The sequence below is a fragment of the Ferrovibrio sp. genome, assembly GCF_964218355.1.
Classification (GTDB): domain Bacteria; phylum Pseudomonadota; class Alphaproteobacteria; order Ferrovibrionales; family Ferrovibrionaceae; genus Ferrovibrio.
In genome coordinates this window covers 437,540-458,564 of the sequence record NZ_CAXPMC010000016.1, presented here as the reverse complement: position 1 = coordinate 458,564, position 21,025 = coordinate 437,540, and the positions used below count along the sequence as shown (strand labels likewise).

22 protein-coding genes are annotated in these 21,025 nt (G+C 68.6%); 16 read left to right on the top strand and 6 right to left on the bottom strand.

What is annotated here, in order from left to right:
* Positions 1-19: 19 nt before the first annotated feature.
* The gene (locus ACEQZY_RS11430) at positions 20-601 is read right to left on the bottom strand and encodes an invasion associated locus B family protein (RefSeq protein ID WP_370154397.1); all 582 of its coding nucleotides are present in this window, start codon (positions 599-601) and stop codon (positions 20-22) included.
* A 156-nt stretch (positions 602-757) separates the two neighbouring features.
* Between ACEQZY_RS11430 and ACEQZY_RS11425 the strand changes: the two genes are divergently transcribed.
* On the top strand, positions 758-1,273 hold the full coding sequence (locus ACEQZY_RS11425) for a sigma-70 family RNA polymerase sigma factor (RefSeq protein ID WP_370154394.1): 516 nt from the start codon (positions 758-760) through the stop codon (positions 1,271-1,273).
* A 148-nt stretch (positions 1,274-1,421) separates the two neighbouring features.
* A complete protein-coding gene (locus ACEQZY_RS11420) occupies positions 1,422-1,985 on the top strand; it encodes a PAS domain-containing protein (protein WP_341705614.1) in 564 nt (187 codons plus the stop codon).
* Here the strand turns inward: ACEQZY_RS11420 and ACEQZY_RS11415 are convergent, their stop codons facing one another.
* From ACEQZY_RS11415 to ACEQZY_RS11405, 3 genes are read right to left on the bottom strand one after another with little or no spacing between them, the layout of a single operon-like run.
* A complete protein-coding gene (locus tag ACEQZY_RS11415) occupies positions 1,986-2,915 on the bottom strand; it encodes a sterol desaturase family protein (RefSeq protein WP_370154391.1) in 930 nt (309 codons plus the stop codon).
* Positions 2,912-3,355: a hypothetical protein gene (locus ACEQZY_RS11410; RefSeq protein ID WP_370154388.1), complete on the bottom strand. Its 444-nt coding sequence runs from the start codon at positions 3,353-3,355 to the stop codon at positions 2,912-2,914. Before ACEQZY_RS11410 ends, ACEQZY_RS11415 begins: the two co-directional genes overlap by 4 nt.
* Before the next feature lie 54 nt (positions 3,356-3,409).
* Positions 3,410-5,209, bottom strand: a complete 1,800-nt coding sequence (locus ACEQZY_RS11405) for an EamA family transporter (RefSeq protein ID WP_370154385.1) — start codon at positions 5,207-5,209, stop codon at positions 3,410-3,412.
* Between the two features lie 148 nt (positions 5,210-5,357).
* On the opposite strand from ACEQZY_RS11405, the gene sppA reads away from it, so the two are divergent.
* The 5 genes from sppA to ACEQZY_RS11380 are packed head-to-tail and all read left to right on the top strand — an operon-like array spanning position 5,358 to position 9,139.
* Positions 5,358-6,287, top strand: coding sequence for a signal peptide peptidase SppA (gene sppA, locus ACEQZY_RS11400; RefSeq protein ID WP_370154383.1), 930 nt, complete (start codon positions 5,358-5,360; stop codon positions 6,285-6,287).
* Positions 6,288-6,331: 44 nt separating this feature from the next.
* Positions 6,332-6,661 (top strand): integration host factor subunit beta, encoded by a 330-nt coding sequence (gene ihfB / locus ACEQZY_RS11395; RefSeq protein ID WP_341705539.1) that lies wholly within the window; start codon positions 6,332-6,334, stop codon positions 6,659-6,661.
* Between the two features lie 12 nt (positions 6,662-6,673).
* A complete protein-coding gene (locus ACEQZY_RS11390; protein WP_370154381.1) occupies positions 6,674-6,982 on the top strand; it encodes a lipopolysaccharide assembly protein LapA domain-containing protein in 309 nt (102 codons plus the stop codon).
* Between the two features lie 38 nt (positions 6,983-7,020).
* The gene (locus ACEQZY_RS11385) at positions 7,021-7,989 is read left to right on the top strand and encodes an ornithine cyclodeaminase family protein (protein WP_370154379.1); all 969 of its coding nucleotides are present in this window, start codon (positions 7,021-7,023) and stop codon (positions 7,987-7,989) included.
* A 13-nt stretch (positions 7,990-8,002) separates the two neighbouring features.
* Positions 8,003-9,139: an FAD-dependent oxidoreductase gene (locus ACEQZY_RS11380; RefSeq protein ID WP_341705632.1), complete on the top strand. Its 1,137-nt coding sequence runs from the start codon at positions 8,003-8,005 to the stop codon at positions 9,137-9,139.
* Between the two features lie 176 nt (positions 9,140-9,315).
* Here the strand turns inward: ACEQZY_RS11380 and ddpX are convergent, their stop codons facing one another.
* The gene (ddpX, locus tag ACEQZY_RS11375) at positions 9,316-9,888 is read right to left on the bottom strand and encodes a D-alanyl-D-alanine dipeptidase (RefSeq protein WP_370154377.1); all 573 of its coding nucleotides are present in this window, start codon (positions 9,886-9,888) and stop codon (positions 9,316-9,318) included.
* A gap of 50 nt (positions 9,889-9,938) precedes the next feature.
* Between ddpX and tsaB the strand changes: the two genes are divergently transcribed.
* The 4 genes from tsaB to ACEQZY_RS11355 all read left to right on the top strand — a co-directional run bounded on the left by tsaB (position 9,939) and on the right by ACEQZY_RS11355 (position 13,077).
* A complete protein-coding gene (tsaB, locus tag ACEQZY_RS11370; protein ID WP_370154374.1) occupies positions 9,939-11,123 on the top strand; it encodes a tRNA (adenosine(37)-N6)-threonylcarbamoyltransferase complex dimerization subunit type 1 TsaB in 1,185 nt (394 codons plus the stop codon).
* Positions 11,124-11,258: 135 nt separating this feature from the next.
* Positions 11,259-11,681: a MucR family transcriptional regulator gene (locus tag ACEQZY_RS11365; protein ID WP_370154372.1), complete on the top strand. Its 423-nt coding sequence runs from the start codon at positions 11,259-11,261 to the stop codon at positions 11,679-11,681.
* Positions 11,682-11,801: 120 nt separating this feature from the next.
* Positions 11,802-12,245: a Fur family transcriptional regulator gene (locus tag ACEQZY_RS11360; RefSeq protein WP_341705187.1), complete on the top strand. Its 444-nt coding sequence runs from the start codon at positions 11,802-11,804 to the stop codon at positions 12,243-12,245.
* A 22-nt stretch (positions 12,246-12,267) separates the two neighbouring features.
* Positions 12,268-13,077, top strand: coding sequence for a lysophospholipid acyltransferase family protein (locus ACEQZY_RS11355; protein ID WP_370154446.1), 810 nt, complete (start codon positions 12,268-12,270; stop codon positions 13,075-13,077).
* Between the two features lie 3 nt (positions 13,078-13,080).
* Here the strand turns inward: ACEQZY_RS11355 and ACEQZY_RS11350 are convergent, their stop codons facing one another.
* Positions 13,081-13,830, bottom strand: a complete 750-nt coding sequence (locus ACEQZY_RS11350) for a 2OG-Fe(II) oxygenase (RefSeq protein WP_370154370.1) — start codon at positions 13,828-13,830, stop codon at positions 13,081-13,083.
* 1,380 nt (positions 13,831-15,210) lie between these two features.
* Between ACEQZY_RS11350 and miaB the strand changes: the two genes are divergently transcribed.
* The 5 genes from miaB (at position 15,211) to lnt (ending at position 20,917) form a co-directional block, all read left to right on the top strand.
* Positions 15,211-16,638 (top strand): tRNA (N6-isopentenyl adenosine(37)-C2)-methylthiotransferase MiaB, encoded by a 1,428-nt coding sequence (gene miaB, locus ACEQZY_RS11345; RefSeq protein WP_341705189.1) that lies wholly within the window; start codon positions 15,211-15,213, stop codon positions 16,636-16,638.
* A 47-nt stretch (positions 16,639-16,685) separates the two neighbouring features.
* On the top strand, positions 16,686-17,774 hold the full coding sequence (locus tag ACEQZY_RS11340; protein WP_341705190.1) for a PhoH family protein: 1,089 nt from the start codon (positions 16,686-16,688) through the stop codon (positions 17,772-17,774).
* A 14-nt stretch (positions 17,775-17,788) separates the two neighbouring features.
* Positions 17,789-18,361: an rRNA maturation RNase YbeY gene (gene ybeY / locus ACEQZY_RS11335; RefSeq protein ID WP_370154368.1), complete on the top strand. Its 573-nt coding sequence runs from the start codon at positions 17,789-17,791 to the stop codon at positions 18,359-18,361.
* 79 nt (positions 18,362-18,440) lie between these two features.
* On the top strand, positions 18,441-19,334 hold the full coding sequence (locus ACEQZY_RS11330) for a hemolysin family protein (protein WP_341705799.1): 894 nt from the start codon (positions 18,441-18,443) through the stop codon (positions 19,332-19,334).
* Positions 19,335-19,351: 17 nt separating this feature from the next.
* Positions 19,352-20,917, top strand: a complete 1,566-nt coding sequence (gene lnt / locus ACEQZY_RS11325; protein ID WP_370154365.1) for an apolipoprotein N-acyltransferase — start codon at positions 19,352-19,354, stop codon at positions 20,915-20,917.
* The last annotated feature ends 108 nt before the right edge of the window (positions 20,918-21,025 follow it).

The window sequence follows — 21,025 nt, the reverse complement described above, 5'->3', positions numbered from 1 at the left end:
TGCGCTGCCGGCTGCGGGATCACGATGACGCGCCCATGTTGCAGGCCTTGTCGATCGCCTGCAGGGCGGCGGTAAAGCCGGTCAGGTCGTAGGTGTCGGTGGTGTTGGTGCCGCGGGTCGATATGCCCTTGACCACCAGGGTGCGGCCCTTGCGCAGGGCCTGCACCAGCTTCTGGTCGGTATCGGAATCGGCCGCCCAGGCGGCTTCCTCATGGGTGAACATGTCGATGCTGGCGCCGTCGATCACCGCCTTGGCCGCCACCGCATCCTTCAGCGGATAGCCGAAATAGATGCTGACCTCGTTGCGGATATGCTCTTTCGGCTTGTGGGTGACGAGGATGTAGATCTCGCCGCGCCGCACGTTGCCCGGCTCGGTCTTTTTCGGCTGGGCATGCAGGTAGCAGAGCTGGGTGCCCTTGTTCATGTATTCGTAGGCATCCCAGGCCTGGAAGTTGCCGATCCGCCGGGTTTCGGTCGAAGCGGCTGCGGCTGTCTGTTTGCCGGGCTCGGCGGCATGGGCCTGGCCGGCGGCCGGCGGCAGCAACAGGAACAGCAGGGCAAGCAGGAGGGTTGCCGGGCGAAGGTCCGTCTTGTCGGTCATGGCCGGAAGATAGCGGCGGCCGGCGGCGATTTCCACCCCGGATTCGGCCGGCCGCGCCGGTTTGCCGGTCTGGTGGCTAAATCCTTGATCCGGCTTGCCTGATTGCCACGGTTTCTTCACCATGCAGACATGGACAGGGAGCAGCAGGCGGCTCTGATGCGGGCAGTTGCGGTGGCCGGCGACCAGGCCGCCTTCGCCACGATTTACGGCTATTTTGCGCCGCGCCTGAAGGCCTGGCTGATGCGCCAGGGCACCCCCGAGGACATGGCCGAGGAGCTGGCCCAGGAAAGCCTGCTGACCGCCTGGCGCCGGGCGGTCACATTCGATGCCGCCCAGGCCAGCCTGGCCACCTGGCTGTTCACCATTGCCCGCAACAAGCGGATCGACCGGCTGCGGCGCGAAAGGCGGCCGGCCTTCGATCCGGAAGACCCGGCCCTGGTGCCCGATCCCGAACCGGCGCCGGATCACCGCCTCGATGCGCAGCAGGATGGCGCCCGCATGCAGGCGGCGCTGGCCGCCCTGCCGGACGAACAGGCCCGGCTGCTGCGGCTGGCGTTTTTCGAGGATCTGTCCCATCGCGACATCGCCGAGCGGGAAGCCCTGCCGCTGGGCACGGTGAAATCGCGCATCCGGCTGGCGCTGGGGCGGTTGAAAACCAGTCTCGGCGACTAGCGCGGCCATTGCCGGCGAATACCGCGCATGCCTGCGATACTTCAGGTCGAAAGCATTCCCTGTCAGGTTGCAAGTGATTGAATATGAAAGCGGAATGCTTAATGGTTAACGGCGCCGATTCGTTTCCTCCAGTCACCGCCGTTTTCCAGTGAAATCACCCGCCCAGTTGCCTTTCGCCGATGACCGCATCCTGCTCAATCTGGCCGCCTACTGGTCGGGCCGGCGTGGCGGTCGCCCACTGCCGCTGCGGCCGGATATCGACCCGCTCGACATGCCGCGCCGGCTGTTGCCGCATCTGGTGCTGGCCGAGCCGCTTGGCGACGGCAGCCGCACGGTGCGCTTCCGTCTGGTCGGCACCGAACTGGTGCAGCGCCGCGGCCGCGACCTGACCGGCAAGACCAGCGCCGAATTCACCGGCGACTACCGGGATTATGTCGAGGGCCTGTATGCCGCCGTGCTCGACAAGGGGCGGCCCTTCTATGCGGAAACCACCCGGCAGTGGCCCGAGGAAGGCTCAAGCCGGGTGCGCCGCCTGCTGCTGCCGGTGGGCGACGGCAATGGCGGTGTCGGCTTCGTGCTGACCGCCCAGAGCCACAGCGCCGGCTGGACCGAGCAGGGCGAGCCGCCGAAACCGCGGCAGCACCTGATCGCCACCGAGGCGCTGGAAAAAGGCGTGCTGCAGGCCACCCTGCGCGGCGGCCTGCTCGACTGATCAGCCCGCGGTCGGCTTCCGCCCGGCCAGCCAGTCGGCGCGCAGGCGGTCGGAGGTCGGGCCGCTGCCGTCCGGCAGCCAGCCCGGCGGGCCGAACAGATAGCCGGCGGCCTCGCGCCAGCTGCGCGCGCGCCGCAGGTCGCGGACGATGCCGACCCATTCATGGAAGGCGATGCGCAGCGGATTGAAGCTGCCGATATTCTTCACGATGCCGTAGCGGCAGGGTTCGGCATCGTCTTCCGCCTCGAAGCTGCCGAACAGCCGATCCCAGATGATGAAGATGCCGGCATAGTTGCGGTCGAGATAGCGCGGGTTGGTGGCGTGGTGCACGCGATGATGCGAGGGCGTGTTGAACACCGCCTCGAACCAGCGCGGCAGGCGGCGGATCTGCTCGGTATGGATCCAGAACTGGTAGACGAGGCTGACGCCCTGCTGGAACACGATCAGTGCCGGCGGAAAGCCGAGCAGGGCCAGCGGCAGCCACAGCAGCCAGATGCCGGCGAAATTCCCGGTCCAGTGCTGGCGCAGGGCCGTCGACAGATTGTAATGCTGTGAGGAATGGTGGTTCACATGGGCCGCCCACCACAGGCGATGCCGGTGGCTCAGCCGGTGGAACCAGTAATAGACGAAATCCTCGGCGAACAGCAGAGCCAGCCAGGTCCAGACCGTCAGCGGCAGGTCGAACAGCCGCCACTGATACGCCGCCTGCAGACCGGACCAGATCAGCCCGGCGAATAGCACCGCCTGCACCAGGTTGACCAGCCCCATGGTCAGCGATGCCGCCGTGTCCTTCAGCTCATAGGCCGGATGGCGGCGCCAGCGTGCCACCAGAACTTCCAGTACGGCGAGGCCGACAAAGGCCGGGATCGCCAGGATGACCGGATCGGGCAGGCCGATGCTGGCCGGGCCCATGCTTTCCGGGCCGGTCATGCCGGCTGCGCCTGCAGATGGCGCTGCCAGTCCGCCGCCGCCGCGGCATCCAGGCGCAGGACGAAATCGCGATGCGTGAACGCGGTGCTGCGGATGCACAATGTGGCGGTGGCAGTGGTGGTGCCGTCGGCCTGGTCCGCATCCCGGTCCACTGCGACCTGCACGACCTCGCCCCGCGGCAGCCGGCGCGCCGCCAGTCTGGCGCCGCTGCCGAACACCACGGCAATATGGCCGGCCGCATCGCGGGCCAGCGCCGTGCTGCCGTCGCGCGAGACGGCAATCTCGGCGGCCGCGAAGCCGGTTTCCGGCAACGCCAGCAGCGCGGCCGCCTCGGCCGGCGCGGCAATAGCGGCGCGATGCCGGCCGCCGGTCAGCCAGACCAGCAGCAGGATCAGCGCGATGCCGGCCAGCGGCACGGTCGGGTCAAGCGGCAGCTCCATGCCGCCAGTATGCCGCGATCCGCCGCGGCATCAATGCACGGCGCGGTCCGGCGGTTACTGCTGCAGTGCAGCAGGGTCGAACGCGAAGAGCAGCGGGAAGAAGGTCGGCCAGCCGCTCCAGCGCTGCGATCCGGCCTCGCCCACCGCCCACAGCAGGCCGCCGGGGCCGCGCGCCAGATCCTCCAGGCCGGCCATCGCCGGATACTCGGCCTCGATGCGGCCATCCTGCCGGTTCAGCCGGTAGAGCCGCCCGCCCCTGCCGTTGCTGCTGCTGATCCACAGCCGGCCCTGTGCATCGAAGCTGGCGCCCTGGGCCAGCAGCGGCAGCGGAATCCGGTGGGCGGTTTCGGCCTCGGTCAGCGGTGTCTTGCTGCCGGTGAAAATCTTCGCCGGGCTGGCGGCGAAAATCAGGGCCTGGCCGTCGCGCTGGAAACGGCCGAACCACAGATTCTCGCCATCGAAGGCCAGCAGGTTGCTGCCGGGCTGGCCGCCGCCCTCGGCCAGCCTGCGCGGCTCGCCCACCGGTACGGCGCGGCCGGCCTGCAGCGAGCGCGGCAGGTCGAAGGCAAACAGCGCCCGGCTGTTGTCGGCCACATACAGCAGGCCGCCATCGGGTGTCGCGGCCAGGCCGTCGGCATGGCCGATGGCCGGCGGCAGGTCGAAACCGCCGATCACCGCGCCGCCCTGCGGGTCGACGGCGAAGACCCTGGCCGGGCCGCGGCCGATCTTCGTGTCGGTGCTTTTATACGCGCCGACGAACAGCGTGCCGCGCGCAAAGGTCAGGCCCTGCGGCACATAGCCGTCATTCAGTCCCGGCGCCCAGTGGCGGATGCGGATCGCGGCATCCAGCGGCGTTGCCGACAGCGCGCGGTCGGTATAGCGCGGCGCCTCGCCGCCGATCTGCGCGGTCTGCGCATGCGGCGCGGCCGGCACGGCCAGCACCAGCAGCAGCACGGCCAGCGGCGCCAGCCGGCGCATCAGGCGCCCGGGCACCAGCACCAGCAGGTTGCCGGCGAGGATCAGCCCCATGCCGGCGAAGACGCGCGGTGTCCAGTGATAGTCTTCGGCGATGGTGGAGATGCCCAGCGCCACCAGTGGATACAGCACGGCGGAATAGGCGGCCCGTTCCGGGCCGATGCGGCCGAGCAGGGTGAGATAGCAGCCGAAGCCGAAGATCGAGCCGACCACCGCCAGATACAGCAGCGAGGCGGCATAGACCGGCGACGGGTCGAAGGCGACGGGCGTGCCGGACAGCAGCACATACAGGCTGACGGCCGCCGCGCCATAGGCCATGCCCCAGGCATTGGCCTGCAGCACCGGCAGGCCGGCCATCTGGTTCTTCGCCGACATGATGTTGCCCAGCGATGCCGAGTATGTGCCGAGCAGGCAGAGCAGCAGGCCGAGCGAAGCGCCGGCACCGGGGTCGAAGGCGGCGATGTCGGTCCAGAAGGTGACCGTCATGCCGGCCAGGCCGAAGGCGGCGCCCAGCGCGACGCGGCGGTCGAGGCGGCGGCCGAGGAAGACGGCACCGTTGCCGATATTCATCACCACCATCATCGAGAAGACCACGGCAACGAGGCCCGACGGCAGGAAGCTGCTGCCGTGATAGATCAGCACGAAGTTGGTCGAGAAGAAAAACAGTCCCAGCAGCGCGATGCCGGCATGCTGGCGCAGGGAGAAGCGCAGCGGCAGCCGGCGGATGCCGCACCAGGCGAACAGCAGGGCGGCGGCCAGCCAGAAGCGGTATGCCACCGAGACGGCGGGATCGACCACGCCCAGCTGCAGCTTCACCGGCAGCCAGGTGGTGCCCCAGATCAGGACGATGCCGAGATACAGCAGCAGGGTTTTCTGCATGGGGGAGGGACTCCGGCGGGACCGGCCCGTGCATACGCCCGCCGCCCCGGCGGTGCAATCGGGACAATCGTGACATTGCCCCGGTCCGGCCCCCTGCCGGTCCGGCCGGCAGCTTGGCATTTTGCGGTCCAGCGCTTACCTTTCGGCCATGTCCTTCGATACCGATGCCTGGCTGGAACGCCGCAAACTCGCCCGCCGCCTGAACTGGTGGCGCCTCGTCGCCGTGCTGGCCCTGCTGGCGGTCGGGCTCGGCGCGCTGTGGTGGATTGATCCCGGCAACGTGATCGCGCGGCGCCAGGATCATGTGGCGCGGCTCGAGATTGCCGGCCTGATCGCCGAGAATCCCTGGTGGGCGGAGAAGCTGCAGGAGGCCGCCGAGGACGATCACGTGAAGGCGCTGATCGTCTACGTCAACAGCCCGGGCGGCAGCACCTATGGCGGCGAGCAGCTCTATACCGGCATCCGCAGGGTCGCCGAAACCAAGCCGGTGGTGGCGGTGATCGGCACCATGGGCGCCTCGGCCGGCTACATGACGGCGATCGCCGCCGACCGCGTCTTCGCCCGCGAAACCTCGCTGACCGGCTCGATCGGCGTGCTGTTCCAGACCGCGGAATTCTCCGAACTGCTGGGCAAGCTCGGTGTCAGCGCCGAAAGCATCGCCTCGGGCCCGCTGAAGGACCAGCCCTCGCCGATCAAGCCGCTCAGCCCGGAAGGGCGCGAGCAGCTGCGCCGCATGGTGATGGAGACCTATGACTGGTTCGTCGGCCTGGTCGCCGAGCGCCGCCAGCTGCCGCCCGAGCAGGTGCGGGTGCTGGCCGATGGCCGCGTCTATTCGGGCCGCACGGCCCTCAACCATGGGTTGATAGACGAGCTGGGCAGCATCGCCGAGGCCCGCCGCTGGCTGGCCGAATCGAAGGCGATTTCCGACGATCTGCCGCTGCAGGACATCCCGTCGGAACCGCCGATCGACGGCTGGCGCGGCATGGCCGGCCAGGCCTTTTCCGCCCTCTTTGGAAAAAGCCTTTTCCCCGAACGGCTTAGGCTTGACGGGCTGGTTTCCCTTTGGCACCCTGAGTAAACACTCAAGGGGGGCGCCCGCCGCCGCTGCGCAGGGATAAGCCGATGATCAAGTCCGAACTTATCAATCGCCTGGCTGAACGGAACCAGCATCTGACACAACGCGACATCGAGCGGATCGTCGGCACGATCTTCGACGAGATCGCCAGTGCGCTGTCCCGTGGCGACCGTGTGGAACTGCGCGGTTTCGGGGCGTTTTCCGTGAAACGCCGGCCCGCCCGCACCGGCCGCAATCCGCGCACCGGCGCGGCGGTCGAGGTGCAGGAGAAATTCGTGCCCTTCTTCAAGACCGGCAAGGAACTGCGCCTGAAGCTGAATGGCGGCGTCGACCATGGCGGCGATGACAGCGGCGACGACGGCGACGACAACGCCTGATCCGGTGGCGCCGTGATCGGTTTCCTGCGCGGCCTGATCGGCGTCATCCTGCTCGTCCTGCTGGCGGTTTTTGCGGTGGCCAACCGCCAGACGGTAACCGTCAGCCTCGATCCGCTGCCCTTCCTGATCGATCTCCAGCTCTATCTGCTGGTCTTTCTGGTTTTCCTCGCCGGCCTGCTGCTCGGGGTTGTGGCCGGCCGCTGGAATGCCTGGGCCGCCGCCCGCCGGCAGCGGGCGAAACAGCAGGCCCGCCAGGCGGTGCCCGCGCCGCCGGCCGGCCCGGCCACGACGGATGCGCTGCCGCCGGCAAACCCGGTCTGACCCTGCAGTCCTGCCGCCGGCCCTGCTAGTCTGACCGCATGTCCGATCCGATCCGAGTCATCGACGCCGCCACCGTTCACGCCGCCCTGCCCTATGGCCGGCTGATCGAAGCCCTGCGCGCGGCCTTCCGTATCGGCGGCCAGGTGCCGGTGCGCAGCCATTTCCACATCGCGCCGCCGCCCGATGCGCCCCAGGGCGCCGCCGGCGGCACCCTGCTGGTGATGCCGGCCTGGCAGCCGGGCCGCCATATCGGCATCAAGGCGGTCGGCGTGTTTCCCGATAACGGCGCCGTCGGCCTGCCCTCGGTGATCGGCACGTATGTCCTGTTCGACGCGAAAACCGGGCGGCCGCAGGCAGTGATCGATGGCGTGGCGCTGACCCTGCGCCGCACCGCCTGCGCCTCGGCGCTGGCCGCCGCGTCGCTGGCGCGGCCGGATGCACAGCAGTTCCTGATGGTCGGTGCCGGTTCGCTGGCGCCGCATCTGATTCGCGCCCACCATGCCGTGCGCCGCTACAGGCGCATTGAGATCTGGAACCGCAACCGCGCCCGCGCCGAGGCGGTGGCCGAGAAGCTGGGCGACCTGAATGCCGCCATCGTGGTGGCCGACGATCTGGAAAGCGCTGTGCGCAGCGCCGATACGATCAGCTGCGCGACCCTGAGCCGCGAGCCGCTGGTGCGCGGCGAGTGGCTGCGGCCGGGCCAGCATGTCGACCTGGTCGGCGGATTCACGCCGGAGATGCGCGAGGCCGACGATGCGGCACTGGACCGTGCCGATGTCTGGGTCGATACCCGCGACGGCGCGCTGAAGGAGGCCGGCGACCTGGTGCAGCCGATGAAGCATGGCCTGCTGCGGCCCGAGGATGTGCAGGGCGACCTGTTCGAGCTGTGCCGCGCCGACGGCCCGGCCCGGCGCGCCGACGACCAGATCACGCTGTTCAAGTCGGTCGGCACCGCGCTGGAGGATCTGGCCGCGGCCGAGTTGGTGGTGGAGGGATTGCAGGCATGAAGGTGGCAGTCGCATGAAGGTGACGGTGATCGGCGGCGGCATCGTCGGGCTGTCCACGGCCTGGGCGCTGCGCCGCCACAATGTCGAGGTCACCCTGGTCGAGCAGGGGCCGTTGCCCAATCCGCTCGCCAGTTCGGTCGACCAGCACCGGCTGATCCGCTACGCCTATGGCGCGCAGACCGGTTATACCCGCATGGTGCGCGAGGCCTATCAGGCCTGGGAGGCGATGTGGCGCGATCTCGGCACGCGCTTCTATGCCGAGACCGGCACGCTGGTGCTCAGCGGCGACGGCGACGGCTGGGCAGCGCAGAGCCGCGCCGTGCTGGAAGCCGAGCAGGTCGAGCATCTCGCCTTCGATGCCGCCACCGTCACCGGCCGCTGGCCGATGCTGGATGGCGCCGGCATCGCGGAAGCCTATTTCTGTCCCTCCGGCGGGCTGCTGTTCGCCGAATCGATCATCGCCGCGCTGACCGCGCATCTGCGCGACCGCGGCGTCACCTTCCTCACCGGCACGGCCCTGCGCAGCCTCGATGCCGCCACCGCAACGGCAGTGCTGTCCGACGGTGCGCATCTCGAGGCCGACCGCCTGCTGGTGGCGGCCGGCGCCTGGACCGGGCGGCTGCTGCCGGAGCTGGCGCCGGTCTCGCGGCCGAGCCGCCAGGTGGTGGTCTATCTGGCGCCGCCGCCCGACCTGCTGATGCCCTGGCATCATGCGCCGATGCTGCTGGAAATCGGCGCCGCCAGCGATGCCGCGGCAAAGGGCTTCTACCTGGTGCCGCCGCGGGTGACCCGCGACGGCCTGCGCACCGGGCTGAAGATCGGCGATCACCGCTTCGGGCCGGAGGCCGATCCCGGCGGCGACCGCGAGCCGCGCCAGGACGAGATCGACGCCATCCTCGACACTGCGCGGCACCGCATCGCCGGGCTGGAGGAATATCGCGTGATGCAGGCGAAGACCTGCTTCTACGACGTGGAACGGGACGAGCGTTTCCAGCTGGCCGAGCTGGGGCCGCGCGCCTTCGCCTTCTGCGGCACCTCCGGCCACGGCTTCAAGTTCGGCCCGATCATCGGCGCCCGGCTCGCCGCCCTGCTGCAGGACAAGGCCGAGCTGGCGGCCACGGCGCGCTGGGCCGCCGGCGAGACGGTCTAGTGCCGGTATTCTCCCCTGTTTCCGTCGCCCCCGCGAAAGCGGGGGGCCAGACTGTCGGCTCGACTGGGTTCCCGCTGGAGCCTGTCCTCGGGCCGGCCTCCGGCCGGACCCGTGGGCGGGAACGACGGATAAAGAACATGGGCTATCTGAATGAAGACATGCTGTGGCGGGCTCATTCACATCATCGCGGTGCCGGCATCGGCATCGGAGAGCAGCGGAAAGCGTCGCGGGCTGAACAGCTGGTAATGCCACCATTCATTGCGATAGAAGTCCCAGCCGGCGCTGGTCATGATGCCCAGCAGCAGGGCGCGGTTGCGCTGCTGCGCCGGCGTGATGTCGAGGTTGCCGTGATGGGCCTGCGGCGTGAAGGCGTCGAAATCCGTGCCCATGTCGAGATCGCGGCCATCGCTGCCGACCAGGGTGAGGTCGATGGCGGCGCCGCGCGAATGCGGCGAGCCCTTGCGCGGATCGGCGAGGAAATCCGGATCGGGGGTATGATTCCACAGGGCCCAGGCCGCCTCGGTGGGGCGGAAGCCGTCGAACAGCCGCAGCCGCAGGTTCATCTGCGCGGCCAGCGTGACCGCGCGCCGCAGCAGGCCCGCGGCTTCTTCGTTGAGATAGCAGGCGGCACGGCGATAGACCGGCGCGCCGGTCAGGTTGTCGGCGGTGGCATAGCGCAGGTCGAGGATCACCGGAAAATCCGGCGGCGCGATCTCGACAAGGCCGGCCTCTGCGGGGGTCATGGCCATGGGGTCTCCGGAACGGCTCTGCCGCTGTCGTATCATCGCGGGGGTGCGGCGTGAAGCTGCTGGCCGTCGATACCGCGCTGAATGCCTGCTCGGCCGCCATCGTCGAAGCTGCGGCGGATGGCCGTGACTGCCGCGTGCTGGCGCGCGTGGTCTCGCCGGGCGGCCGCGGCAATGCCGAACGCCTGCTGCCGGTGCTCGACGAGGCCTGCGCGGCGGCCGGCCTTGCCGTTGCCGGCCTCGACGGTTTTGCCGCCACCATCGGGCCGGGCTCGTTCACCGGCATCCGCACGGCTCTGGCCACCGCCCGTGCGCTCGGGCTTGCCACCGGCAAACCGGTGCGCGGCGTCACCACCACCGCGGCGCTGGCGGCGGCGGCGGCCGCGCAGATGCCGGGCCTGCCGGTCGCCGCCGTGATCGATGCCCGTCGCGGCGAGGTCTATCTGCAGATATTCGATGCGCAGCCGTCGCCACCGGGCGCACCGCTGACCGAACCGCTGCTGCTGCCGGTGGCCGCCGCCGCGGCGCGACTGCCGGACGGGAACCTGCTGCTGGTCGGCAGTGGCGGCGCCTTGCTGCGCGAGGCCCTGCCGCAGCGCGGCGATCTCGTCCTTTCCGCGGCCGCGCCCGATCCCGATCCGGTGGTCGTCGCCCGGCTGGCCATGGCGATGCCGGTGCCGGCACAGCCGCCGTCGCCGCTCTATGTGCGCCCGCCCGATGCCGCCCTGCCGCCGCAGCCGCAGCCGCGGGCGCGGCTCGGCGTGACGGTGCGGCCCTGCGGCGTGGAAGCGGCGGAGCTGCTGGCTGCTCTGCATGCGGAGGCTTTCACCGCCCAGGACGAGCAGGGCTGGAGCGCCGACAGCATCGGCCGGCTGCTGGCGATGCCCGGCGCACTGCCGCTGCTGGCGGCCGCCGGCGATCAGCCGGCCGGCTTCCTGCTGCTGCGGCTGGCCGCCGACGAGGCGGAGATCGTCACGCTGGCGGTGCGGCCGCGGCTGCAGCGGCTGGGGGTGGCCCGGGCCCTGCTGCAGGCCGGCCTGGCCGAAGCCGGCCGCCGGGGCGCGCGGCAGTGTTTCCTCGAGGTCGCGGACGATAATACCGCGGCGCGGGCGGCCTATGCGGCGGCGGGCTTTGCCGAGGTCGGCCGCCGCCGCGATTATTATGACGGCAAACAAAAAAACCCGGGCGATACGGTAAAACGCAGGGATGCACTGGTATTGAAGTGCACCATTTCCTGACGAAACCTGTGATAACCGAATAATCTTTGCGGCAGCGGCTGGATTTATTGGGGGCGGCCGTCAAATATACTTGCGGTTCATCCAGCCCCGGTTCAGTCCAGTTCACTCCAGCCCAGCCCGCAGGGAGCCGCCCGCATGGCCGATGCCGCCGAAAAGTCCGAACTGCTCGCCCTGACCGCCGAGATCGTGGCGGCGCATGTGTCGAACAACAAGGTCGAGGCGGCGGATCTGCCGGCGCTGATCCGGCAGATCTATGGCACCCTGTCCGGCCTCGACGGCGTCGCGCCGGCGCCGGCGGTGCTGTCCGACAAGCCGCAGCCGGCCGTGCCGATCAAGAAGTCGGTCACGCCGGAACACATCATCTGCCTCGAGGACGGGCAGAAGCTGAAGATGCTCAAACGGCATCTGATGAGTCATTACAGCATGACGCCGGAACAGTATCGCGAGCGCTGGGGCCTGCCGGCCGACTATCCCATGGTCGCACCCAATTATGCCTTGCAACGGCAGGTGCTGGCGAAGAAAATCGGTCTGGGCAAGGGCCGGCGCCGCGGCCGCTGAACAGCCGGAAGGCTTGCCAGTCAGGTGGTGTTGCGCTACCTCGCTGGTCACCGCGGCCGGGCCGCGCCGGAATCTGCCGGTCGGGGGCAACGTGAAGAACAATAAAGAGGGCTTCGGCGCATGAGCAGCCGTCTCGAACAGCTTTGTGAACAGCTCGGCATGCGCATGACCGACCAGCGCCGGGTGATCGCGCAGGTCCTCAGTGCTTCCGACGACCATCCGGATGTGGAAGAGCTGCATCACCGTGCCGCGGCCGTCGATCCGCGCATTTCGATTGCCACCGTCTACCGCACGGTGCGCATGTTCGAGGAGAACGGCATCCTCAGCCGGCTCGATCTCGGCGACGGGCGCGCCCGCTATGAGGAAATGCCCGAGTCGCACCACGATCACCTGATCGACACGCGCAGCGGCAAGATCATCGAGTTCAACGATCCCGAGATCGAGGCGCTGCAGGAAAAGATCGCGGCGCGCCTGGGATACAAGCTGGTCGATCACCGGCTGGAACTGTTCGGCGTGCCGCTCGACGACAAGGGCAAGGCCCCCGGCAAGAAGGGCGCCGACTGACCTGTCGGCCATTTCCGTGACCATGACCCTGCGTGCCATTGCGACCCTGACCGTCTTCACGGTCTGGACGCTGCTGCTGATTCCGCTGCAGGTGCTGCTGATCCGCACCCGCAGCCCGCTGCGCCGGTCGCTGCCGCATTTCTACCACCGCAGTCTCGCCTGGCTGCTGCGGGTGAAGATCCGCCGGGTCGGCGTGCCTTCCGCCGCCGCGCCGACGCTGTTCGTCTGCAACCACATCTCGTGGCTCGACATCGTCGTGCTCTCGGCGGCCCTGCCGGCCAGCTTCATCGCCAAGCACGAGGTCAACGACTGGCCGTTCTTCGGCCTGCTGGCGCGGCTGCAGCGCACGGTCTTCGTCGAGCGCAACAACCCCCGCCGCACGGCCGAGCACCGCGACGAGATGCGCGAACGGCTGGAAAGCGGCGACAACCTGATCCTGTTCCCGGAAGGCACCTCGTCGGACGGCCTGCGCATCCACAATTTCAAGTCGGCCTTCTTCGCGGCCGCCGAACAGCCGGTGCGCGGTCGCCTGCTGACGGTGCAGCCGGTCAGCCTGGGCTACAGCCGGCTCAACCACATGCCGGTCGGCCGGCGCTGGATGCGGTTCTTTGCCTGGGTCGGCGACGAAGACCTGCTGCCGCATCTGTGGCGGTTCCTCAAGGCCGGCCCCAGCGAGGCGGTGGTGGAATTCCACCAGCCGGTCACCATGGACGCCTTCGCCTCGCGCAAGGGCATGGCCGCCTGGTGTCACCAGCGGGTGCTGGAAGGCCTCAGCGATATCAATGCCGGCCGCCCGCCCGGCCGTCGCAGCCTGCCGCCGCTGCGCCACTGACCGTCAGCCGGCATCGTGGAAGATGATGCCCAGCGTGTGCCGGCTGCCACTGCGCAGCCGGCTGACACCGTGGCGCATGGTCACGCGGTAGGTGCCGCGCCGGCCTTTCACCGGGCGGCCCTGCACGGGACGATGATGTACCGGGAAGATCGCCGCCTCGCCCTGCTGCAGCGGCACGACTTCGGCGCGCGACTGCATGCGCGGCCGCTGTTCGGTCAGCACCAGCTCGCCGCCGGTGAAGTCCCGCGCCGGGTCTGACAGCAGGATCACCGCCTGCAGCGGGAAGACCATCTCGCCGTAAAGATCCTGGTGCAGGCAGTTATAGTCGCCTTCGCCGTAGCGCAGCAGCAGGGGCGTCGGCCGCGTCTGCCCGGCGGCATGGCATTGCGCCAGATACTCGGCATGTGTGGCCGGCCAGCGTTGCGGGCTGCCGGCTGCGGCGGCCCAGCGGCCGGCGATGGCGGCCAGCGGCGGATACAGCGCCGTGCGCAGGGCCTGCACGATGGCGGGCAGGGGATAGGCGAAATAGCGGTACTCGCCCTGGCCGAAGCCGTGGCGGGCCATCACCACCCGGCTGCGGAACGGCGACGCCCCGTCATCAGGCGGCGCGTCATACAGGGCCGCCAGCGCGGCGCAGGTCTGTGCATCCAGCAGCGGGATTCCGGTGGTGGCGACGCCATGGCGGTCGAGAGCGGCGGCCAGCCGGTCCCAATCGAGCGGGGGATGCGGAAGGGGCGGATTCTGCAGGGTCATGGCGCCAGTCTAGGCATCCGGCACCGCCGGTGCTTCCCGGTTCCTGCGCCGGCCTGCAGGGGGGCAATAAAAATTTTCCGTTACGGTGAAGAAACGGCTGGCGCGGAACGTCTTGTGTATGGGGCCTCTGACCGGCGAACCCGTTCATCCCCGGAGCGTCCGGTAGTCAGCCAGCTTCCGCCAGCCAGCCATCCGGGCGCTCCTCTCGCATCGCCTGTGCCGGTTGCCTGCGCGGGTGATATTGACAATATTCCTAATTATACACTTTAGGTCATGACGCAAAATTCTATTATGTCACTGATGTAACTGCGTTTTATATCAACTTGACGGACGAGAGCAAAAAGGGTACGATCTGCCGCTAGATCGAGTCCGCTGACGATAAAACCAATTCCAATCCGGTTGGATTTATCATTGGCGTGATACAAAATGTAGCGTAGGTTTGTTGCGAAATTCGCAAACGAACGCAACCGCGTGCGGATTTCGCAAAAGGTGAGAGCGGCAGGTTTCCCTGCCGCCCTCGGGTCCCCCAACGGGGCTGCGAGCTATGGCGGTGTTGCTAGCGCCTCCATAGCCCGGAAGGAGATTATATTATGGGTTGCATGCCCACGCACCTCCTTTCGGCACTACACTTGGGGCGTGGGGAGGCCACCGACCGCTAAATCAACGGCCTCCCCGGCCCCAGCCAACTCCGGTTACGCAACCAGAGTGCCATAACGGTACGCGGAAATGCGGGAGTGGCAATAGCAGACTCTAAATCCGTGAACATTTTCTTGTAAGCCGTTGAATTACAAGGGGTGGTGCAGGCGTGCAAATCCGATAAACCCCAGAACAGGAAGCCTTCAGCCTCAAATATGACGAGCACGAGGCCGAGTCGCGGCTCCTGGTGGCGCTACGCGGTATGCTTGCCACCCCATAATATTCCATTCATTCCTATGTATGTTCGTGCCGGCGATGGCCGGATTGCTGTTGGACATCGTGGATCTGTCTGAGATCTGCCCGGTTGTGCGACTGGGCTCGAATTGGCTTTTATGATGGAAAACAGCCATATATTTTGGATCGAACGGGATTTTGCCGGCCAGGCCGGGATCGGACGGGCTTCTGCTGGCCGCAGCGGGCTGCAACGGGCTGCAGTGGGCCGGGCCGGGCCGCAGATGGCCGTCGCCGGCAGCGGCGGTGGCGGCCGGCCGGCGGGTTGCCGGATTCCCGGGTGGCATCTAAGTGACTGATTTTTCTGTGAAGAATCCGTGACCGGAGTGGCGTTGCGGCGTTGCGGCGCTTGATTCTGGCGCCCCAGATGGTAGGTTGTAGACCGGTCGGTTTCTCTTGCAAGGAGCGTCTGGGGCGGCTGCCAATCGCATTTTGCCCCGCTGAAACACGGACTTGGCCAAGAAGCTGTTTATCAAGACCTACGGCTGCCAGATGAATGTCTACGATTCCGCCCGCATGGCGGACGTGCTGGCCCCGCTGGGATACGCCAAGACCGAGACGCCCGATGATGCCGACATGGTCATCATCAACACCTGCCATATCCGCGAGAAGGCCGCCGAGAAGGTGTTCTCCGAGCTCGGCCACTGGCGCATCCGCAAGACCGAGGCCCGCGCCGCCGGCGGCGACGTCACCATCGCGGTCGCCGGCTGCGTCGCCCAGGCCGAGGGCGACGAGATCATGGCCCGCGCCCCCTTTGTCGATCTGGTGGTCGGCCCGCAGGCCTATCACCGGCTGCCCGAGCTGCTGGCCCGGATGGAAAGGAAGCAGGGGGCGGACCGCCGCCGGCCGGCGGCGGCCGGCCATGGGCCCGCCCTGCGCGGCAGCGGGGTGATGGACACGGATTTCCCGGTCGAATCGAAATTCGACCATCTGCCCGAACAGGCCGCCGCGGCGCCGGGCCCGGTCGGCCTGCTGGCGATCCAGGAGGGCTGCGACAAGTTCTGCACCTTCTGCGTCGTGCCCTATACCCGCGGCGCCGAATATTCCCGCCCCGCCGAGGCCGTGATCGCCGAGGCCGGCCGCCTGATCGGGGCCGGGGCCCGCGAGATCGTGCTGCTGGGCCAGAACGTCAATGCCTGGCATGGCGCGGCGGCGGATGGCGGCAGCTGGTCGCTCGGCCGGCTGCTGCGGGCGCTCAACGACCGCTACGGTGCGCAGCATCCCGGCCTGCGCTGGCGCTACACCACCTCGCATCCGCGCGAGATGGACGACGACCTGATCGCCGCCCATGGCGAGATCGCGGCGCTGATGCCGTTCCTGCATCTGCCGGTGCAGTCGGGCTCGGATGCGGTCCTCAGGGCGATGAACCGCGGCCATACCGGCGACGATTACCGCCGCATCATCGAAAAGCTGCGCGCCGCACGGCCCGATATCGCGCTCAGCTCCGATTTCATCACCGGCTTCCCGGGCGAAAGCGACCGCGATTTCGAGGCAACCCTGCAGCTGGTACGCGATATCGGCTTCGCCGCGTCCTATTCCTTCCGCTATTCGGCTCGGCCGGGCACGCCCGGCAGCCTGATGCCCGGCAAGGTGCCCGAGGCAGTGGCCACCGAGCGGCTGCATGCCCTGCAGGCGCTGCTGCAGGAGCAGGCGGCGGCCTTCAACCGGACGCTGGTCGGCCGCCGCATCGACGTGCTGTTCGACCGGCCGGGCAAGCATGCCGGCCAGCTGATCGGCCGTTCGCCCTGGATGCAGTCGGTGGTGGTCGCCGACAGCGGCCTCGCCATCGGCGATGCCGCCACCGTGACGGTCACGGCCGCATCCGCCAGTTCCCTTGCCGGACAGCTTGTGCTGGCCGGTGACGGCCGCGAGGCCGCGTGACGCGGGCCCGGCACAAGGACCTGCTTGAAATCGAAAGGCTCAAGCCTGTGAGCGATGCGCGCGGCGCCGGATCATCCGGCCAGCCGATCACCCTGGAATTCGACGACAACCGCCTGCTGGCCCTGCTGGCCGGCGAGCATGACCGCCATCTGGCACAGATCGAGCAGAAACTCGACGTTGCCGTCACGCCGCGCGGCAACCTGCTGATGATCAGCGGCGACGGGCCCGCGCAGCAGCGCGCGCGGGCGGTGCTGAACGAACTTTACGGCCGGCTGGCCCAGGGCCGGATGATCGAGATGGGCGATGTCGACGGCGCCATCCGCATGGCGCTTGCCGAGGATGCAGCACAGGGAGGCCCGATGAACGCTCCGGTGATCACCAAGTCGCGCGATCGCAACACGGCTGCCGGTGGCGGCGACCGGCCGGTGCCGGAAGGCGCCGTCCGCACCACCAAGCGGCTGATCATTCCGCGTTCGCCGGTGCAGAAGGAATACCTGACGGCGCTCAGCCGGCATGAACTGGTCTTCGGCCTCGGCCCGGCCGGCACCGGCAAGACCTATCTGGCGGTGGCCATGGCGGTCTCCATGCTGCTGGAGGGCCGTGTCGACCGCATCATCCTGTCGCGGCCGGCGGTGGAAGCCGGCGAGCGGCTCGGCTTCCTGCCCGGCGACATGCGCGAGAAGATCGATCCCTATCTGCGGCCGCTGTATGACGCGCTCTACGACATGCTGCCGGCCGAGCGGGTCGCCAAGGGCCTCGAAAGCGGCGAGATCGAGGTGGCGCCGCTGGCCTTCATGCGCGGCCGTACGCTGGCGAATGCCTTCGTCATCCTCGATGAATCGCAGAATACCTCGCCGGTGCAGATGAAAATGCTGCTGACGCGCCTGGGTGAAAACTCGCGGCTGGCAGTAACAGGCGACCTGTCGCAGATCGACCTGCCGATCGGCGTGCCTTCGGGCCTGCGCCATGCGCTGGACATCCTCGACGGCACCGAGGGCATTTCCTTCGTGCGCTTCGGCGAGGCCGATGTGGTGCGGCATCCGCTGGTCACCAAGATCGTGCGCGCCTATGCCCAGCACGAGCAGGAACTCGGCCTTGGCCGGCCGGATGCCAACGGCCGGCCGCCGCGGCGCTGAGCGACGGACGCCCCATGCCCGACGACCCCGGACCCAGTACCCGTTCCCGCCGAAGCCGCTCCCGCGCCGTCAGCGCGGAGATCGACATCCGCATTGCCGCCGCCGCCTGGCGTGCGGCGCTGCCCGGGCCGGCGGCGGCGATCCGCAGGGCGGTGACGGCCGCGCTGGCCGCCGAACTGCCGGCCGGCTGCCGCACCGCGCTCAGCATCCTGCTGACCGACGATGCCGAGATGCGCAAGCTGAATGCCGGCTGGCGCGAGAAGGACAAACCGACCAACGTGCTGTCTTTCCCGGCAGAGGCCGCGGTCGATCCGGAACACCCGCCGCCCTATCTCGGCGACATCGCCCTGGGTCTGGCGACCTGCGCGCGCGAGGCGAAGGCGCAGGGCAAGAGCCTGGCCGATCATGTGGCGCATCTGGCCGTGCATGGCGCGCTGCACCTGCTGGGCTATGATCACATGACGGCCGACGAGGCCGCCGCAATGGAGCCGCGCGAGGTGGACATCCTCGCCGGGCTCGGCATTGCCGATCCCTACCGGCTGCCGGCGAAACGCAAGGCGGCGAAGGCCGCCGTAAAGAAACCGTAAAGAAGACCGTAAAGAAAACCGTAAAGAAGACCGTGAACAGGACGAGTGCGAAAGTGGTTGCGAAACGGAAGCGGGCGGCATGAGCGAGCCGCGCGAAACGAATGGCAATGGGCATGGCGGCAGCCTGTGGCGCCGCCTGACCGGCCTGCTGCGCGGGCGCGGCCCGGAGGAATCGCTGCGCGACAGCATCGAGGAGCTGCTGGAGGAGCATGCCGGCGAGGACGGCACGCCGGAGGAGAGCGCCGAGCGCGCCCTGCTGCGCAACGTGCTGGAAGTCACCGAGCTCAGGGTCGGCGAAATCCGGGTGCCGCGCACCGACATCATTGCCGTGCCGCAGGACATTGCCTTCGCCGACCTGGTCGCCCGGCTGATCGAGGCCGAGCATTCGCGCCTGCCGGTCTTTCGCGACACGCTGGACGACGTGATCGGCATGGTGCATGTGCGCGACGTGCTGCCCTACCTGGCCGGACGCGAAGGCTTCGAGATGGCCAAGGTGCTGCGCAAGCTGCTGGTGGTGCCGCCATCGAAATCGGTGCTGGACCTGCTGCGCGAGATGCGCGACACCCGCACCCATATGGCGATCATCGTCGACGAGTATGGCGGCGTCGACGGCCTCGTCACCATCGAGGACCTGGTCGAGCAGATCGTCGGCGAGATCGATGACGAACATGACGAGACGGAAGGGCCGCTGCTGCTCGAACGGGGTGAAAACCTGTTCGAGGCCCATGGCCGCTGCCCGGTCGAGGATCTGGAAGAAAAGCTCGGCCGCCACCTGATCGACCCCGAAGACGGCGAGGATGTGGATACGGTGGGCGGGCTGATCGTCGCGCATATCGGCCGGGTGCCGCATCGCGGTGAACTGGTCGAGCATCCGGCCGGCCTGTCTTTCGAGGTGCTGGATGCCGATCCGCGACGGATCAAGCGGGTGCGCATCCATGTGCGCCGGCCGCAGCCCAGTGCCGATGCCGCGTAAACTGCCGCGACCCTGACATGGCCCGCATCGACGCGACGATCCGCCGCCTGCAGGCGCTGACCGGCTGGCGGCGCTGCGGATTCGCCCTCCTGCTCGGCGTCCTGCTGGCCGCTGCCCAGGCGCCGCTCTATCTGTGGCCGCTGGCTTTCGTTGCGCTGCCTCTGCTGCTGCTGCTGGGCGAGGCGGCCGGGAACGGCTGGCGCCATGGACTGACGGTCTATGTCTTCGCCTATGGCTATTTCGTGGCCGGGCTGTACTGGATCGGCATCGCCTTCTTCGTCGATGCGGCGCAGTTCGCCTGGCTGTCGCCGCTGCCGGTGCTGGGGCTGCCGCTGCTGCTGGCTGCCTTTCCGGCCGGCGGATTGTGGCTGGCGCGCCGCCTGGGCGGCGGTGGCGCCTGGAGTCTGGTGCTGGCCGCAGCCGGCTGGACGTTCGGCGAGTGGCTGCGCGGTTTCGTGCTGACCGGCTTCCCGTGGAATCTGCTGGGCTATGTCTGGGCCGATCATCCGCCGGCGATGCAGGCTGCCGCACTGGTCGGCAGCCATGGCCTCGGGGCGCTGACCTTCCTGGCCGCTGCCGGTCTGGCGCTGGCGCTGCGGCCCGGCAGCGGCCGCCGCGCCCGGCTGGCCGCCCTGCTGCTGCCGGCCGGTTTCGCTCTGGTGGTGCTGGCCGGCCAGCTGCGGCTCGTCCAGGCGCCGGAACGGTTTGTCGACGGTGTGCAGTTGCGGCTGGTGCAGCCGAGCATCGCGCAGACCCTGAAATGGCAGCCGGAATTACGGCAGAAGCATCTCGAGCAGCAGATCGCGCTGAGCCGCCGGCCGGCGGCCGTTCCGCCGACCCATATCGTCTGGTCCGAGACCGCGATCCCCTATCTGATCGACGAGGCCGGCGCCCTGCGCCAGGCGCTGGCACAGCTGGTGCCGCCGCAGGGGGCGCTGGTGGCCGGCGCGATCCGCCGCCGTTTCGGCGACGATGGCGGCATGATCGTCTACAACAGCCTGTTCGCGCTGAACGGTGCCGGCAATGTCGCGAATTATTATGACAAGCTGCATCTGGTGCCGTTCGGCGAATACCTGCCCCTGCGCCGCTGGCTGCATCCGCTGGGCCTCGACGCGCTGGCTGCCGGCAGCGTCGACTTCACCGCCGGCGAAAGCGCGGCGCCGCTGCTGCTCGACGGATTGCCGCCGGCGCGGCCGCTGATCTGCTACGAGGCGATCTTCCCCGCCGAGATCGCCGGCGCCGGGGCGCTGCGGCCCGGCCTGCTGCTGAACATCACCAACGATGCCTGGTTCGGGCATTCCTCCGGCCCCTACCAGCATTTCGCCTCGGCACGGATGCGTGCCGTCGAGCAGGGACTGCCGCTGGTGCGCGCGGCCAATAACGGGATCAGCGCCATCGTCGATCCCTATGGCCGCGTGATCGCCAGTCTCGGCCTCGATGCGACCGGCACGGTCGACGGGCCGCTGCCGGCAGCGATTGCCGCGCCGCTCTTTGCGGTCTGGGGCGATGGGCCTGCGGTTGCAGCCGCTGTGCTCGCGACGCTTGTGGCGGCGATGATCCGACGTAGACGGATCAAGCATTGACCATGTCCGCGGCCCCGCCCTAGAGTTGCCTGTCGCGGCAGCTGCCGCCCAGCCTGCCCAGACCGCCCGTCTTGTTCCGTTCCGGCCGTGCTTCTCGCCGCCGGCCGT